Origin of the sequence: Curtobacterium sp. MMLR14_006 (assembly GCF_001864985.1) — a bacterium.
Classification (GTDB): Bacteria; Actinomycetota; Actinomycetes; order Actinomycetales; family Microbacteriaceae; genus Curtobacterium.
The window spans coordinates 399,223-417,070 of record NZ_MJGU01000023.1; the positions used below are offsets into that span (position 1 = coordinate 399,223).

Annotated in this window: 8 protein-coding genes, 1 tRNA gene and 1 other RNA gene; 6 read left to right on the forward strand and 4 right to left on the reverse strand. The window is 74.3% G+C overall.

Annotation, left to right across the window (positions count from 1 at the left end; genetic code table 11):
* Positions 1-4 precede the first annotated feature (4 nt).
* Entirely contained in the window at positions 5-586 is a 582-nt protein-coding gene (locus tag BIU94_RS13770) for a TetR/AcrR family transcriptional regulator (protein WP_071261249.1), read from the reverse strand.
* Between the two features lie 212 nt (positions 587-798).
* On the opposite strand from BIU94_RS13770, the gene BIU94_RS13775 reads away from it, so the two are divergent.
* The gene (locus tag BIU94_RS13775; protein ID WP_175472228.1) at positions 799-2,052 is read left to right on the forward strand and encodes a multidrug effflux MFS transporter; all 1,254 of its coding nucleotides are present in this window, start codon (positions 799-801) and stop codon (positions 2,050-2,052) included.
* Between the two features lie 151 nt (positions 2,053-2,203).
* The gene (locus tag BIU94_RS13780; protein WP_083404840.1) at positions 2,204-4,312 is read left to right on the forward strand and encodes a helicase HerA-like domain-containing protein; all 2,109 of its coding nucleotides are present in this window, start codon (positions 2,204-2,206) and stop codon (positions 4,310-4,312) included.
* Between the two features lie 44 nt (positions 4,313-4,356).
* Here BIU94_RS13780 and BIU94_RS13785 read toward each other — a convergent pair whose 3' ends face one another.
* Together BIU94_RS13785 and BIU94_RS13790 are read right to left on the reverse strand one after the other, a co-directional pair.
* Positions 4,357-5,001, reverse strand: a complete 645-nt coding sequence (locus BIU94_RS13785; protein WP_071290567.1) for a hypothetical protein — start codon at positions 4,999-5,001, stop codon at positions 4,357-4,359.
* Positions 5,002-5,309: 308 nt separating this feature from the next.
* Positions 5,310-5,397, reverse strand: a tRNA-Ser gene (locus BIU94_RS13790).
* Between the two features lie 123 nt (positions 5,398-5,520).
* Here BIU94_RS13790 and pta point away from each other — a divergent pair.
* Positions 5,521-7,629, forward strand: a complete 2,109-nt coding sequence (gene pta / locus BIU94_RS13795; RefSeq protein ID WP_071261253.1) for a phosphate acetyltransferase — start codon at positions 5,521-5,523, stop codon at positions 7,627-7,629.
* A 51-nt stretch (positions 7,630-7,680) separates the two neighbouring features.
* Positions 7,681-8,877 (forward strand): acetate/propionate family kinase, encoded by a 1,197-nt coding sequence (locus BIU94_RS13800; RefSeq protein WP_071261255.1) that lies wholly within the window; start codon positions 7,681-7,683, stop codon positions 8,875-8,877.
* Positions 8,878-9,042: 165 nt separating this feature from the next.
* Here the strand turns inward: BIU94_RS13800 and BIU94_RS13805 are convergent, their stop codons facing one another.
* Positions 9,043-9,717, reverse strand: a complete 675-nt coding sequence (locus BIU94_RS13805) for an NAD(P)H-binding protein (protein ID WP_071261257.1) — start codon at positions 9,715-9,717, stop codon at positions 9,043-9,045.
* A gap of 37 nt (positions 9,718-9,754) precedes the next feature.
* Between BIU94_RS13805 and ffs the strand changes: the two genes are divergently transcribed.
* Together ffs and BIU94_RS13815 are read left to right on the forward strand one after the other, a co-directional pair.
* Positions 9,755-9,851, forward strand: an RNA gene (gene ffs, locus BIU94_RS13810) — signal recognition particle sRNA small type.
* A gap of 438 nt (positions 9,852-10,289) precedes the next feature.
* A complete protein-coding gene (locus tag BIU94_RS13815; protein ID WP_071261264.1) occupies positions 10,290-17,717 on the forward strand; it encodes a choice-of-anchor G family protein in 7,428 nt (2,475 codons plus the stop codon).
* Positions 17,718-17,848 lie beyond the last annotated feature (131 nt).

Genomic DNA, 17,848 nt, shown 5'->3' on the forward strand with positions numbered 1-17,848 from the left:
GCGGTCAGTTCCACCACGCCGGGAACGACAGCGTGATCGTCTCGACCAGTGCCTTGCGGGAGCGGCGGGGGCCGGCGAGCCAGGCCTCGATGGCGCCGACGAACCCCTGTGCGACGAAGCCGGCGGCGACGTCGTCGAGCAGCGGCGGACGTGACGACGGGTCGAGCTCGTGGATGTGCTGGGCGCTCGACACGGTGAAGTGCTCGACGAGCAGGCGGTGCAGCGAGGCGTCGTTCGGGTCGGGCAGGGCCTTGCAGTAGATGTCCCGGTGGGCCGTGACGTGCTCGACGACCGCGTTGATGCCGCGGCGGGTGATGGCGGCGAGCTCGGCGGCGTCCGCACCCCGGGCGGCAGCGGCGCGTCGGGCTGCGGCGTCGTCCTCGCGGATGCGGTCGAGCTCCGGCGTCAGGACGTCGGCGAGCAGCGAGCCGGGGGAGACGGCGTGCGAGTAGAACGTGGCGCGGTTGATGCCGGCGGCGCGGGTGACGTCCGCGACGGTGATCGTGGAGACCGGGCGGTCGGTGGCGAGCCGGAGGATCGCCTCGCGCAGGGCAGCGGTCGTGTGCAGGATCCGGGCGTCCACCATGACACCCACCCCCTTCTGATGCTGATCGTGCCGGGAGTCCCCGAGCAGTCCGACGGTACCGCACGGCGTGCCCGGCGGGACCTCGGGACCACCGGCAACACGCGGCACCGCTTCGTGAGCGCTCTCGCGACCCGTAGGATGGTTCCGCGGACGAATCGATTCGATCGAGCCGCGATCACCCTCCCCGCCCCGAGGTCGAAGGACTGCTGCTCGTGACCGCGCCCGCCACCACCGGTTCGATCCGGGTCCCGCACCCCGGAGACTCGCTCTCCCGCGGGCAGCGACTCGTCTACGTCTTCGTCCTCGGCGCCCTGACCGCGCTCGGGCCGTTCACCATCGACCTGTACCTGCCGGCGTTCCCGGCGCTCAAGGAGCAGTTCGGCGTCACCGACGGCGCCGTGCAGCTGACCCTGACGGCGACGACGCTCGGGTTCGCGGTCGGACAGCTCCTCGTCGGGCCCTGGAGCGACAAGGTCGGTCGCCGCCTGCCGCTCATCGTGGCGACGACGGTGCACATCGGCGCCTCGATCGGCGCCGCGACCGCGCCGGACATCGAGCTGCTCGCGGTCTTCCGCGTGCTGCAGGGCATGGGTGCCGCGGCCGGCGGCGTCGTCGCGATGGCGACCGTCCGTGACCTGTTCGGCGGCAAGCCGCTCGTCCGCATGCTGTCGCGCCTGGCGATGGTGAACGGCCTCGCCCCGATCCTCGCGCCGCTCATCGGCTCGCAGATGCTCCGGTTCACCAGCTGGCGCGGCATCTTCGTGTTCCTCGCCTGCTACGGCCTCGCCGTCGTCATCGCCTCGATCCTGCTCATCGTCGAGACCCTGCCGCCGGCCCGCCGCCAGGAGGCCGGGCACTCGACCATCGGGCAGCGGTACAAGGCGCTGTTCTCGGACCGCATCTTCGTCGGCGTCGCGCTCATCGGCGCGATGGTGTTCAGCGGCCTGTTCTCGTACCTCAGCTCGTCGCCGTTCCTGTTCCAGGGCGTGTACGGACTCGACGCGCAGCAGTACGGCCTGCTGTTCGCCGTGAACTCGGTCGGCGTCGTGCTCGGCGTGCAGATCTCCGCGCGGCTGGCCCAGCGCGTCGGGCCGCAGTGGATCCTGGCGTGCTCGACGGCGACGCTGCTGCTCGCCTCGGTCGCGATCATCGTCCTCGACCAGCTCGGCGCCGGGCTCGTCGGCGTGCTCGTGCCGCTGTGGTTCTTCATCGCCGCCTGCGGCTTCTCGTTCCCGCTCGTGCAGGTCATCGGCCTCGCCGCCCACGGCAAGGAGGCGGGGACCGCCGCGTCGCTCCTCGGCGCGCTGAACTTCGGCGTCGCCGGGCTCATCTCGCCGGTCGTCGGCTGGCTCGGCATCACGACCGCGACGCCGATGGCGATGGTGATGGGGTCGACCGCGGCCATGGCGATCGTGGTGCTCTGGGTCGTCGTCCGCCCGAAGACGGTGCCGGCGCTCACGCACTGACGAGCCGGTCGGCGCGGTCGGTACGGCAGGGTGGTTTACCCGACGACCCGGGACGACGAGATGGACGTCGCACGACGACGATCTCGTCGCACCGGATCGGGGTCGCGGCGGGACCGTACCGCGTCCGGAGCCGCGTCCATATGCTGGCGGCATGAGCGACGCGGTGGAGCAGGCACGGGCAGCGGCCGAGGCGGCCAAGCAGGCGGCGGACGAGGCACGACGGCTCGCCGAACAGGCCGCCCAGCGCGCCGAGGAGCTGGCCGCCGCGCTCGCCGCGCAGGCTTCGGCCACGGCGCAGCAGGGCCTCGCGTCCGACGCAGAGCCCGCCGCCGCCGACGCCCCGGCCCCCACCGGCCAGGAGGCCCGGCTCACCCCCGACGCGGAGCCCGCGTCGGCCGCGACCCCGCGACCCGACGCCGCCAGGGCACCGGACGCCGCCCCGGCCGCGACCCCGCCTCCGGACGCCGCCCCGGCGGTGGCGGTGACCGCCCCGCAGCCGGCGGCCGCCCCGCCAGCCGGCCCCGTGCCTCCCGACCCGGCCGGAGTGGCCCCGCTGGGACCGGACGCGGTCGCCGCCGTCCGCGCCGGGTACACCGTCGCGGGCAGCGCACTCGAACTCGGCGCCCTGGTGAACGGTGAGGCGGACCCCGACGTCCAGGTCCGCATCCCGCTCGGCATGCTGAACCGGCACGGCCTCGTCGCCGGGGCCACCGGCACCGGCAAGACCCGCACGTTGCAGCTGCTCGCCGAGCAGATCGCCGCGAACGGCGTGCCCGTGTTCGCCGCCGACGTCAAGGGCGACCTGTCCGGACTCGCGGCGGCGGGGGAGCCGAACGACAAGCTGCTCGCCCGGACCGCCGGCATCGGGCAGCAGTGGTCCGGTACGGCCAGCGCGACGGAGTTCTACTCGCTCGGCGGCCGGGGCACCGGTGTGCCGATCCGGGCGACCGTCTCCGGGTTCGGACCGCTGCTCATGGCGAAGGTGCTGCGCCTGAACGACACGCAGGAGTCCTCGCTCGGACTGGTCTTCCACCACGCCGAGCAGGCCGGCCTGCCGCTGGTCGACCTGGCGGACCTGCGGAGCGTGCTGACGTTCCTGGTGAGCGACCAGGGCAAGGCGGAACTCGCCGAGCTCGGCGGGCTGTCGAAGCAGACCGCCGGTGTGATCCTGCGCGAACTCGTCACCTTCGCCGACAAGGGCGCCGACCGGTTCTTCGGCGCGCCCGAGATCGACACCCGGGAGTTCCTGCGCACCGCTCCCGACGGCCGCGGCATCATCAGCCTGCTCGAGGTGCCCGGCGTGCAGGACCAGCCCGAGGTCTTCTCGACGTTCCTGATGTGGCTGCTGGCCGACCTGTTCAACGAGCTGCCCGAGGTCGGCGACCAGGACGAGCCGGAGCTCGTGTTCTTCTTCGACGAGGCCCACCTGCTGTTCAGCGGTGCCTCGCGCGACTTCACCGAGCAGATCGTGCGCACCGTCCGGCTCATCCGGTCGAAGGGCGTCGGGGTCTTCTTCGTCACGCAGACGCCGAAGGACGTGCCGAGCGACGTCCTCGCGCAGCTCGGGTCGCGGATCCAGCACCAGCTGCGCGCGCACACCCCGGACGACGCGAAGGCCCTGCGCGCGACCGTGTCCACCTACCCGTCGAGCGACTACGACCTGGGCGAGGTGCTCACCTCGCTCGCGACGGGCGAGGCGATCGTCACCGTGATGAACGAGCAGGGGGCGCCGACGCCGGTCGCGTGGACGCGCCTGCGCGCACCTCAGGGGTCGATGGACCCGCTGCCGGCGGCGGACCTGGAGGCCCGCGTCGCCGCGTCGCCGCTGCTCGCCACCTACGGCACCCCCGTCGACCCCGACTCCGCCCGCGAGGTCCTGGCACGCCGGATGGAGGCCGCGGCCGCCGAGGCCGTTGCTGCGGAGGCGGCGAAGGACGCCGCGGCCGCTGCAGCCGCAGCCGAGGAGGCCGCCGCGCGGACCGCCGCCGCTGCCGCGAAGGAGGCCGCCGCGCAGGAGAAGCGCGAGTCGAAGGAGCGAGCCGCTGCCCAGCAGGAGTACGAGCGGGCCCAGCGCGAGTTCGAACGCGCCGAGCGCGCGGCCGCGTCACGGCGGTCGAGCCGGTCCGGGCGGAGCACGCGCACGACGACGAGCCGGAAGGCCGACGACCCGCTGTCCGAGCTGCTCGGCTCGGGCCTCGGACGCACCATCGCGAAGGAGGTCGTGCAGGGGATCTTCTCGACCCTGCGCCGTCGACGCTGAGCGCGCCGGACAGGCGTGTGAGACGCCGGGGTCAGGCGCCGGAGTCAAGCACCGAGCAGCCCGTTCGTCTCGATGAAGAGCAGGGCCGCGACGACCACGGCCGCGAGCCCGCCGACGAAGAAGTGCGCCCCGCGCTGCTCGTACCAGGTACGGCTCGACGGGAAGCGCTTGGCGAACGCCCGGGCGGGGACGGGCCGGGGTTCGTCGAGGACCTGGACGCCGAGGGCGTCGACCACCTGTTCGAGGCCGCGGTCGCCCCACACGTCGGCGCGGATGCGGAACAGGTGCATTCCTTCCGCGTCGAACGCCACGAGCTCCCGTGTCGTCCGGTCGACGGAGGCGCCGAACGTCGTCGCGAGCACGAGGCTGTGCACGCGCTCGCGGGGGACCCGGCGGTGCGGGGTGACCACACCGCGGATCGTCAGCCCCTCGGGGTCGATGCCGATGTACGCCGTGCTGAGCCGGACGAAGGCCACGGCGACGACCACCACGACCGCCAGGACGGCGGCTGCGGCCACGGTCCACCCGCGGAACGGGAACGAGACCCAGAGCAGGGCGACGGCGAGCGGAACGGCGGAGAACACGATGCTCAGGGCGGTGGACCGGACGAGCGACCGGCGCGGGCGCAGGACCACGTCGTACACGTCGGCTCGCAGGCTCGGTGTCGCGGGCACGGTCGTGTCCCCCATGCGCATCTCCTCGTCCCCTCGGGTGCGGCGGGCACGCCGACGGGCCGCCCCTCGAGCGACGCCCCTGCCGCTCGGTGCACCGCGGTCGACTCGTCCCGGAGCCGTCCGCTCGGGTCAGCATAGGTGACCGAGGGGGCCCGGGGACAGCCCGTTCCACCCCGTTCAGCCGGATTCCGAGGAGTGCGCGGTCGACAGGGGACACGCTCGTCGGCCGGGTGGGGGACCAGTGCCGCCGGGTCGGACGACGAAGGGCCCGCGTCTCGTGACGCGGGCCCTTCGGCCTTGCTCGCAGCCGTTCCTGCTCGCTCTGGCGGAGAATGGGGGATTCGAACCCCCGAGGGCTTGCACCCAACACGCTTTCCAAGCGTGCGCCATAGGCCACTAGGCGAATTCTCCTGGGCACCGTCTCGCGACGGCGACACCCAATGCTACAGGTTCTTCGAGGGTGCTCACGACCGCGTGTCGCGGGAGCGCTCCCTCCCAGTCGTCGTGACGTGTCCGACGACTACCCTGAGGGACGTGTCGACCCGCATCTACATCACGTCAGCAGAAGGACACACGGGCAAGAGCACCGTCGCCCTCGGTGTCCTCGAGACCCTCGCGCGATCCGTCGGCCGGGTCGGTGTCTTCCGCCCCGTCGCCCGGTCGGTCGACGAGCCGGACTACGTGCTCGAACTGCTCCTGCAGCACACCGCGGTCGGGATCTCGTACGACGACGCGGTCGGCGTCACCTACGACGACGTGCACGCGGACCCCGACGCGGCGCTCGGCACGATCGTCAGCCGCTTCGCGCAGGTCGAGCGGCAGTGCGACGCGGTCGTCGTCCTCGGGTCGGACTACACCGACGTCGGCAGTCCCACCGAGCTGTCCTTCAACGCGAAGGTGGCCGCGAACCTCGGCGCACCCGTCCTGCTCGTGCTCGGAGGCCGCGACGCCGCCGAGCGCGGCGCACGCACCCCGGAGGACATGGCGCAGGTCGCCGACGTCACGACGAGCGAGCTCCGCGCGGCGCACGCGCAGCTGCTCGGCGTCGTCGTCAACCGCGCCGACCCCGACGCCCTGCCCGCCGTCGTGGCGAGCGTCGAGCGCGCCGTGCACGACGACCACCCGGACGTCGTCGTGTGGGCGATCCCGGAGGACCGCGTCCTGGTCGCGCCGACCGTCCGCGCGCTGCTCGAGACGACCGGGGCGACGTTGGTCCGCGGCGACGAGGCACTGCTCGACCGCGAGGCCCTCGGCACCGTCGTCGCCGGCATGAGCATGGAGAACGTGCTGCCCCGGCTCATCGAGGGCGGCATCGTCGTCGTCCCCGGTGACCGCAGCGACGTGCTCATCGCGACGCTGCTCGCGAACCAGTCCGAGACGTTCCCGAGCCTCGCCGGGGTGATCCTGAACGGCGGGTTCGAGATCGCGCCGCAGGTGTCCCGACTGCTCGAGGGCCTGTCGAGCTCGCTGCCGATCGCGCAGAACGACCTCGGCACCTACGACACCGCCCTGCGCATCACGCAGACGCGCGGCCGCCTGGCGGCGGACTCGCCCCGCAAGGCCGACCTCGCCCTGGCCCTGTTCGAGCAGCACGTCGACGCCGAGGTGCTCCGCGACCGTCTGCAGCTCGCGCCGTCCGGCGTCGTCACCCCGCTCATGTTCGAACACGGCCTGCTCGACCGGGCCCGCGGGTACGGCAAGCACATCGTCCTGCCGGAGGGCGAGGACGACCGGATCCTGCGCGCGGCGTCGACCCTGCTGCAGCGCCAGGTCTGCGAGCTGACGATCCTCGGCGAGCCCGCCGCGATCCGCACCCGGGCCACCGAGCTCGGCCTCGACCTCGAGGCTGCGCACCTGGTGTCCCCGTTCGACCCCGAGCTGCGGGAGCGCTTCGCCGAGGAGTACACCCGGCTCCGCGCCCACAAGGGGATGTCGATCGAGCTCGCCCGCGACACCGTGACCGACGTCTCGTACTTCGGCACGATGATGGTGCAGCTCGGCCTGGCCGACGGCATGGTCTCCGGCGCGAAGCACACCACCGCGCACACCATCCGCCCGTCGTTCGAGATCATCAAGACCCGCCCGGACACGTCGATCGTGTCGAGCGTCTTCCTCATGGCGCTCGCCGACCGGGTGCTCGTCTACGGCGACTGCGCCGTCATCCCCGACCCGACGAGCGAGCAGCTCGCCGACATCGCGATCTCGTCCGCCGAGACCGCGACCCAGTTCGGCATCGACCCCCGCGTCGCGATGCTCAGCTACTCGACGGGCGACAGCGGTTCCGGCGCCGACGTCGACAAGGTCCGTGCCGGCACCGCGTTCGTGCGGGAGCGCCGCCCCGACCTGCTCGTCGAGGGGCCGATCCAGTACGACGCCGCCGCCGACCCCACGGTCGCGTCGACGAAGATGCCGGACTCGCCGGTCGCGGGCCGGGCGACGGTCTTCGTCTTCCCCGACCTGAACACCGGCAACAACACCTACAAGGCCGTGCAGCGCTCGGCCGGCGCGGTCGCGATCGGCCCGGTCCTGCAGGGCCTGCGCAAGCCGATCAACGACCTGTCCCGCGGCGCGCTCGTCGGCGACATCGTGAACACCGTCGCGATCACCGCGATCCAGGCCGGCACCGCGACCGACGCGGCCTGAACCGCGCGACGCACGCCGTGCCTCCCGTCCGACAGAGAAAGTGACCCACCCGTGACCGCAGCCCTCGTCGTCAACTCCGGATCGAGCTCGTTCAAGTACCAGCTCATCGAGCTCGAGGGCGAGCGCACGCTCGCCTCCGGACTCGTCGAGCGCATCGGCGAGTCGTCCGGCGCCTGGAAGCACACCAACGCGCTGACGGGGGAGTCGTCGTCGAACGACTCGGCGTCCGTGCCCGACCACGCCGCCGGGTTCCAGGCGATGATCGACGCGTTCGGGAAGGTCGGCCCGTCGTTCGACGAGCACCCGCCCGCCGTCGTCGGCCACCGGGTCGTGCACGGCGGCACCGACTTCGACCGCGCGACCGTCGTCACGGACGAGGTCGAGCAGCAGATCGAGCAGCTGAACAGCCTCGCGCCGCTGCACAACCCCGCGAACCTCGAGGGGATCCGGGCTGCGAAGCAGGTGTTCCCGGACGTCGCGCAGGTCGCCGTGTTCGACACCGCGTTCCACCAGACCATGCCCCCGGAGGCGTACACGTACGCGATCCCGGCGGACCTCGCCGCGGAGCACCGGGTGCGCCGCTACGGCATGCACGGCACGAGCCACAAGTACGTCTCCGAGCAGGCCGCCGTGTTCCTCGACCGCCCGCTGTCCGAGCTGAAGACCATCGTGCTGCACCTCGGCAACGGCGCGTCGGCCGCAGCGATCGACGGCGGGAGGTCGATCGAGACCTCGATGGGGCTCACGCCGCTCGAGGGGCTCGTCATGGGCACCCGCTCCGGCGACCTCGACCCCGCCGTGCTCATCCACCTGCACCGCGAGGCCGGGCTGTCCTTCGACGAGCTCGACACGATGCTCAACAAGGAGTCCGGCCTGCTCGGCCTGACCGGCAACGGCGACATGCGCGACGTGCAGGAGGCGGCCCTGCACGGTGACGAGGTCGCCGAGTCGGCGCTCGCCGTGTACCGCCACCGCATCCGTCGGTACGTGGGCGCCTACACGGCGCAGCTCGGCGGGCTCGACGCGGTCGTCTTCACCGCGGGCGTCGGCGAGAACAACGCGCTGCTGCGCCGCCGCGTGCTCGCCGGGCTCGAGCACCTGGGCATCGAGATCGACGACGACCGCAACGAGCTGCACTCACGGGAGGCCCGGGTCGTCTCCACGGACACCTCACGTGTCGCGGTGCTCGTCATCCCGACGAACGAGGAGCTCGAGATCGCCCGGCAGTCGGCTGCGGTCGCGCTCTGACACCGGCGCGGCCGTCCCGGCGGGCGCGGCCGTCCAGGCGGGCGCGCCGCTTCGCGGTGCCGCGCCGTGCCGTCGCTTCGCCGTGCCGTCGCTTCGCGCCCCGGTGCGGTCATCGCGCCCCGACGCACCGGGGCGCGATGACCGCAGCGGGGCGCAGGCGGTGGGTCAGCGCAGGGCGTCGAGTGCCGCGGGGATCGGGGTGTTGCCGTTCGTGACCTCGAACTGCACGCCGACCGCCGAGTCGTCGAGCAGCGCGTGCAGCACGACGGTGGCGACGTCCGCCCGCGTGACCGACCCGCGGGGGACCGTCCGACCGACGTCGACCGTGCCCTGCGGCGGGGTGTCCACGAGCGCACCCGGCCGGACGATCGTCCACCGCAGGCGGCGTGCGCGCAGGTTCGCGTCCGCCTCGGCCTTCGCCCGCAGGTAGACCTGGAACACGGCGTCGTCGTCCTTCGCCGGCACGACCGCGAGCTCCGGGTCGTACGTGTCCGCCGCCATCGCCGACACCATCACGTAGCGTTCGATGCCCGCCCGCTCGGCGGCGTCCGCGAGCAGGATCGCGGCGTCGCGGTCGACGGACAGCTTGCGCTCGGCGCCGCTGCCCGGCCCGGCACCGGCGGCGAACACCACCGCGTCGACACCGCGCAGCCGCAGCGCGAGCTCGTCGTCGCCGAGCTGCTCCAGGTCCGCCACGATCGCCCGGGCGCCCTGCTGCTCGACGTCGGAGACGTGCGCGGGGTTGCGGACGATGGCGACGGCGTCGTGTCCGGCGTCGGTGATCTGGTGGGCGAGGAGCAGGGCGATCTGGCCGTGTCCTCCGGCGATGGCGATCTTCATGTGTCCGATCCTGCTCCTGCCATCCGGTAGACTGCTCTGCGGCTCCTCACGTGACGCCATCCAGGCCAACTCCCCCAGGGCGGAAACGCAGCAAGGGTAACCGGGCTCTGGCGGGTGCGTGAGGAGTCTTCTCGTTCCGGGGGGTAACCGGGGCTGCGCTCATCTCGAGAGCGGGTGCGTGAGGAGTCTTCTCGTTCCGGGGGTGGGTGACCGGGGCTGCGCTGATCTCGCGTCCTGGTCCTCCTCGCTCCGGGGGCCATCCGGGCTGTGCCCCCTGTAGGGGTAACGCAGGGGGCTGACAAGCCGGCCGTCCGTGTGCGACGATCCCTCCACGGACCCCCAACCAGGGTCCCGACCTCTCCCGTCTCACCAGCGGGGGAATCCGGATCAGGTGGCGGGTGCGCCCGCCAGGATGAGAGACACGCATGCGCAGGCACGCGTCGCTCCGTGGTACCTCCGTACCCACACGAGCGGACGAACGGACACGACGGACCATCGGCACCGACGGCCGGGCTCGACGACGAGCACCGGGCGATCGGCGACTGCTGCTGCGCGGAGGGGTCGTCGCCACCGTGGCGGCGCTCGTCGCGGCACTCGCGGTCATCCAGCCCGCGGCGGCGGCGCAGAACGACGTCGCCGAGGCCGAGGGGGTGCTGCTCAGCGGATCCGGCATCGTCGACGCCGACGGCATCGTGCAGCTCGGCGGCGCCTACTCGAACCGCGGCGCCACCGGGGGCGCCGGGACGGCGAACCAGCCCCTGGACCTCGAAGCCCTGCGCACGGTCGGCGTCGACCTCGGCAACGACGTCGACCTGCTCGGACCGAACGGCCTGCTCACCCTCGGGGTCGACGGGCAGTACGCCACCACGGCGGCGGGCGGGGCGACGGCGTCGTCCGGCCTGCTGACGAACGACGGCGGCATCGGGGTCGGCACCGGGTCCGGCACGGGCGCGGCCACCCTCGACCTCCAGCCGCTCTTCTCGCGCGTCGGCGCGGACGCGACGCTGCTGTCGCGGTCGCAGCTGCGGGTCGGTGCGCTCGCCTCGCGCCTGCAGACCACGCGCGGCGCGACGGTCGAGAGCACGTCCGACTACCGCATCGCCGACGCGAGCCTGGGGTTCACGAGCCCCGCGGTGGCGGCGCTCACCACGTCGCTGGGGAGCGACCTCGGCGCGTTCTCCGACCGGGTGGACGCCACGGTCGGAGCCGACGGGGCACTGGCGGGCACCACGACCGCGCTGACCGCCCAGCTGCAGCGCCTGCTGCGGGGGACGGCCCTCGGACTCGTCACCGTGAACGGCACGACGGTCCGGGCGACCGTCGACCTCGACCTGCGCGACACGCTCACCCGCGTGCTCCAGCAGCCGCTGACGGACGGGGCGGTCACCATCACCCCGTCCACCGGCTCGATCACCGTCGACCTCGACGACCTGACGACGTTGAACGGGCAGCCCGCGAACACCCCGGTGCTCACGGCGGCGGCCGTCGACTCGATCAACCGCAGCATCACGACGATCCTCGGCACGCGGCTGCCGGCCGCGCTGCAGACCGCGGTCGTCAGCACGATCAACGCGACCCCGGTGACCGTCGACGTCACCGCGAACGTCTCGCTCGCGGGCGCGCCCCTCACCGGACTCGCACTGCGCGCCGACACCACGCTCGGGGACCTCGCCGGCACCGGCGCCGCGACGGCCACGGTCACCGCCACGCGCGGACCGCTCGGCCTGACGACGCTGGCCACGCTGCTCGCTCCGGCGGTGAACTCCGTCGTCGTCCCCGCACTGCAGACGATCGTGCGGCCGCTCGTCACCGGGGACGCCCTGACCGGCCTCGGCACGACGCTCACCGCGACGACGACCGGGGTCTCCACGGCACTCGCACCCGTGGTGCTGCTGCTCCGCCAGGTGATCGACCTGACCGTCAACGCCCAGGACACCACCACCGGCTTCCGCGACCCGCGCGGGTACGACCCCGGAGCGCGGAGCGTGCACGCGCTGCGGCTCTCGGTGCTGCCCGGACCGGACGTCGCCACCGTGGACCTCGCCACCTCGACGGTCCGCGCCGCGGCGGTCACGCCGCCGACGATCACCGCCCCGACGGCGGGCCAGCAGTTCAGCGTCCCGTCCGCGACGTCGACCCGCACCATCCGGGTGAGCGGCACCGGCGAACCCGGCGGCTCGATCGCACTCGACCTCGGCGGTGGCCGCACCGGCGCCGCCACGGTGGCCGCGGACGGCAGCTGGACGACCACCGTCCCCGGCGTGCCGACCGGCGACCAGACCGTGACCGCGACGCAGACCGTCGCCGGTGCGGCGGCCGGGACGACGACGCAGTCCTTCTCCGTGGTCGCCCAGCGCGCGCTGGTGGTCACCAGCCCGACGGCCGGCCAGACCTTCACCACCACGGGCACCACCACCCCGGTGACCCTGACCGGCACGGCGACCGCGAACGCGGGCATCGACGTGGACCTCGGCGGCGGCCTGACCGCGTCGGGCACCGCCGACGGCAGCGGCGCGTGGAGCGTCACCGTCCCGAGCGTCCCGGTGGGGGACCAGACCGCACGGGTGACCCAGACCGTCGGTGACAGCACGTCGGCAGCCGTCACCCGGGCCTTCCGGGTCGTCGCCGCCGCGGACCTGACCGTCGACCGTCCGACCGAGGGCCAGGACCTCCCGCTCGTCGGCGACACCCGGTCGATCGCGTTCTCCGGCACGGCGCAGGCCGGTGCCCGGGTCGACGTCGACCTCGGCGACGGCCGCACCGCGACGACGACCGCGAACAGCGACGGCTCGTGGTCGGCCACGGTGGCGGACGTGCCCGCCGGGCGCTGGACGGCCCACGTGACCCAGACGACCGGTGGCTCGACGAGCGACCCGGTCGACCGCACGGTCACGGTCACCGCCGCACCGGCGCTCACCGTCGACGCACCGGTCGACGGCTCGACCGTCACGGTCGCGGACGACTCGTCGACGACGCCGGTCACGGTGAGCGGTTCGGCGGCACCCGACGCCCGGGTGCACGTCGGCATCGGCGGCTCGTTCACGAGCGACGTCGACGCGGACGGCGACGGCCGGTGGACGACGACCTTCGTCGGCGTGCCGGTCGGCGACCGCACCGTCACGGCGCGGCAGACCGTCGACGGCGCCACCTCGGCGCCGGTCACCTCGACCTTCTCCGTCGCCGCCGGCGACCCGCTCGTGGTCACGTCGCCCGACGACGGCGACGTGGTCACGGTCCTCGACGCCGACACGACGACCGACCTCGACCTGACGGGCACGGCCGAGCCGCGCGCCGCGGTCCGGGTGTCGCTCGGCGACGGTCTCACCGCGACCACCACCGCGCTGGCGGACGGGTCCTGGGCCACGACGGTCGAGGACGTCCCCGTCGGGCGGTACACCGTCACCGCGACGCAGACCGTCGGCGGGACCACCGGGTCGGCGGTCCAGCAGGTCGTGACGGTGCAGGCGGGTGCTCCGCTCGCCGTCACCGCACCGACCCAGGGCGCGACCGTCCGGGTGGCGACCGACGACTCCGTCGTCGACGTCACCGTCCGGGGCACCGCGCAGCCGGGGGCACGGATCGACGTCGTCCTCGACGACGGCGACCCCCGCAGCACCCGGGCCGACGCACAGGGCGACTGGTCGCTCACGCTGCCGTCGGTCGCCACGGGGGGCCACACCGCCGCCGTCACCCAGACGGTCGGCGGCGAGACGTCCGCTCCCGTCGAGCGCGACCTGACCGTCGCCGCCGGCGCCGCGCTCGTCGTCGAGGCACCGGGGGCCGCGCAGCAGGTCCCCGCGGGCACCGACGGCACGGCGGACGTCGTGGTCCGCGGCACGGCGGAACCGGGCGCGACCGTCGCGGTCACCGTCGACGACGGCGACCCGGTCCGGGTCGTGGCCGACACCGAGGGCAACTGGGTGCTCCCGAGCAGCCCGCTCGGCATCGGCGAGCACACCGTCCGCGCGGTCGAGACCGTCACGGGGACCGACGGCCCGGTCGTCACGCGCGACTTCACCGTCGTGCCGGGCACCGGCGTCGTGATCGACTCCCCGGCGAGCGGCTCCCGCTTCGTCGTGGTCGACGGCGACGCCACGGCCACCGTCCCGGTCACCGGCACCGCGGAGCCCGGTGCGACCGTCGTGGTCTCCGCTGGACCCGGCACCCGTGCCACCACGACCGCGGACGCAGCGGGCGCGTGGCGGTTGGTCCTCGACGGCCTCGCACCGACCGGCGACCGCACCGTGACGGCGTCGCAGGAGGTCGACGGGGTGACGACGACCGCCGTCCCGACGACGTTCACCGTCGACACGGCGAGCGCCCTGACGGTCACCGGACCGGGGACGGACCCGATCCTGGTCGCCGGTCCGGACGTGCAACGCGACGTCACCCTGACCGGCGCCGGCCAGCCCGGCGCCACGGTCCGGGTGACCGGCGACGGGTTCGCCGACCAGCGCACGACGATCGGCGACGACGGCACCTGGACGGTGTCGTTGCCGGACCTCGGCGTCGGGTCGCACCCGGTGTCGGTGACGCAGACCCTGCCGGGCACCGTCTCCGATCCGCGCACCTCCGACCCCGTCGACCGGACGGTCGAGCTCGACGCGGCCCCGCCGGTGCGGGTCAGCACACCCGACGCCGGAGCCGTGCTGCTCGTGCCGGACGCCGACGCGACGCGCGACGTCGCCGTGACCGGCACGGCCTCGGCCGGTGCCCCGGTCGCCGTGCGGCTGGGTGACACCACCCTGACGACCACCGCCGACCGCGACGGGACCTGGACGGTCACGTTCCCCGGGGTGGGGGTGGGCACGGTGTCGCTGACCGCGAGCCAGACGGTCGGCGGCACCACCGCCTCCGCTCCGGCGCAGACCGTCACGGTGCGGGCCGGCACCCGCCTGACGCTCGTGACCCCGGCCGACGGTGCGGTCCTGACCGTCGCCGACGCGTCCGGGACCGCGGACGTGCGGGCGAGCGGCCGCGCCCAGGCCGGTGCGGAGGTCACCGTCCGCCTGTCGACGGGGGAGACCCGCACGACCGCAGCCACCGCGGACGGCGACTGGGCGGTGACCTTCCGGGACGTCCCGGTCGGCGACCACCGGGTCACGGCCACGCAGCTCGTCGGCGGCGGGACCTCGGCACCGGTCTCCGCCGCGGTGTCGGTGCGCGCCGGTGCGCCGCTCGCGGTGACGACCCCGGCCGACGCCACGACGGTCACGGTCGCCGACGCCGACGCGACCACGGACGTCCGCTTCGCGGGCACCGGTCAGCCGGGCGCGACCGTCACGGTCGACCTCGGTGACGGCGGCAGCGCCACGGCTCGGGTGGACGGTGACGGCGACTGGTCGGCGACCGTCCGCGAGGTGCCCACGGGATCGTTCACCGCCTCGGTCACCCAGTCGGTCGGCGGCACCACGAGCGCGGCGGTCGAACGACCGGTGTCCGTGCTCGCCGCCGCACCCCTGACGGTCCGGCAGCCCGGGGACGACCCGATCACGGTCGCCGACGACGCGGCGACGACCACCGTCACGGTGGCCGGCGACGCCCAGCCGGGTGCGACGGTCACGGTGACCGTCGACCGCCGCGACCCGGTCGAGGTCACGGCGCGGGACGACGGTTCGTGGACGGTCGACGTCCCACGGCTCGGCGTCGGCCCGCACACCGTGCAGGTGACCCAGACGGTCGGCGGATCCACCTCGACCGAGCCCGTCCGGGTGCCGTTCGAGGTCGAGGCCGCGGCGCCCGTCGAGATCGACTCGCCGACGGCCGGTCAGGTGGTCACGGTCGCGGACCGCGACGCGACCACGACGATCACGGTGAGCGGAACGGCCGAGCCGGGAGCGACCGTGCTCGTCGACCTCGGCGACGGGCACACCGCGTCGACCACGGCGGACGGCGACGGCGCGTGGACGGTCTCCGTCCCGGACGTCCCGGCCGGCACCACCACGGTGAGCGTGACGCAGCGCGTCGGCGACACCGAGTCCTCGCCGGAGACGGTGACCGTCCGCGTCGTCGTGGCCGACCCGATCACGATCGCGACCCCGGCGGACGGGTCGACGGTCCGCGTCGCCCAGCGCGACTCGCTCGCGACCGTCACGGCGTCCGGTGCGGCGCAGGCCGGTGCCGCCGTGCGGGTGTCGGTGGACGGCGGTGACGCACGCTCCGTGACCGCCACCGACGCGGGCACCTGGAGTGCGCGGCTCACCGACCTCGGTGTCGGCGACCACACGGTCCGGGCCACCCAGACCGTGGGGGACTCGACGTCCGGCCCGGTCCGGAGCACCTTCACGGTGGCACCGGGCGCGGCGCTGACCGTCACGGCGCCGACCGACGGGACGACGTTCACCGTGCCGGCGAGCGCACCGACCACGACCGTCCCGGTCAGCGGTCGCGGCGAGCCGGGCGCGACGGTCCGGATCGTCCGCGACGACGAGGACGCGGTTGCCGCGACCGTCGGCCCGGACGGGGTCTGGTCGGCCGTGCTGCCCGCGGTCGGCCGCGGAGACCACACGGTCACCGTCACCCAGGTCGTCGGCGGCACCACGTCGGACCCGGTGGTCCGGACCGTCACCGTCGCGGTGGCGCCCGCCGCCGCGGTCGTCATCACCCGGCCGGTCGACGGCACCGCCTACCGGGTCCTCGGCGGGACGACGGACGTCCGCGTCGTCGGCACGGCCGCACCGGGCGCACCGGTGACGGTCCGCGTCGACGACGGCACCGCCGTCACGACGGTCGCGGACGACGACGGCACCTGGGCGGTCACGGTCACCGACGTCGGCACGGGCGCGCACAGCGTCACGGCCCGGCAGACCGTCGACGGCGGCACCACGGACGCCGCGGCGGTCGGGTTCACCGTGACGGCCGCTGCGCCGGTCACCGTCACCAGCCCGACCGACGGGCAGCGGATCCCGACCACGGGGACCACGGCCTCGGTGCCGGTGCGCGGCACCGCGGAACCGGGCGCGGTCGTCACGGTGGACGTCGACGGGCACACCGTGACGACGACCGCCGGCGCCGACGGCTCGTGGACCGTCACGGTCGGCGACGTCCCGCCGGGCGACCACACCGTGTCGGTGACCGAGACCGTGGGCGGCCGGACCTCCGCGCCGGTCACGACGGGCATCACCGTGGTCGTCGCCCAGCCGACGGCGATCACCATCACGAGTCCGGTCCCGGGGCAGCTCGTCCCGGCGACCGGTCCCGATGACACGGGGACGTTCCGGGTGACCGGGCACGCCACGCCGCGGGTCGCCGTCCGGGTGACGCTGTCCGACGGTCAGGTCCGGACGACCACCGCCGACGACGACGGCGACTGGACCGTCGTGTTCGACCGCGTGCCCGAGGGGGACTGGATGATCACCGCCAGCCAGTCCGTCAACGGCACGACCTCGACGGCTCCGCCGGTGCGGATCGTCGTGGACGCGATCGAACCGGTGGCCATCACGTCGCCGGCACCGGGCGAGCACCGCACGGCCTCGGCCGACGGCACGGTGGCGTGGCGCGTCACCGGGACCGCCGAACCGCGGGCGGTCGTGACGCTCGTCGTCGACGACGGGAACCCCGTCACGACGACGGCCGACGACACCGGCGCGTGGTCGGTCGTGGTCCGGATGGCGGTCGGGCCGCACACGATCCGCGTGACGGAGACGGTGGGGACCGCGACCTCGGCGCCGCAGACGGTCAGCGTGACGGTCGACGCAGCCGCTGCGTCGGGCACACCGGGCACGCCGGGCGGGGTGGTGGGGCCGGGCACCGGCGCCGGCGGCCTCCCCGGCACCGGCACCGGCGGCCTCCCCGGCACCGGCACCGGCGGCCTCCCCGGCACCGGCAGCGGGAACGGGAGCGGGGCCGGCCCGGTCACCGGCGGCCTCGCCTTCACCGGCGCGGACGTCGCGCCGATCGCCGGGACGGCGACCGGTCTGCTCCTCCTCGGGGTCCTGCTGCTCGGCCTGTCCCGCCTGGCACGCCGCGTCCGCAGGGGTGGCCACCGCACCCGCGGCTAGGCCCCGTCCGCACCGCGCCTCCCGCCCGTCTCCGCACGGACGGGAGGCGCGGTGCGTCCCCGGCGTGCGACGCGCCTCGACGAGGTGGTCCGGAGCACCGCACCGACCTGTGGACGGGCACGCGGGTGTCG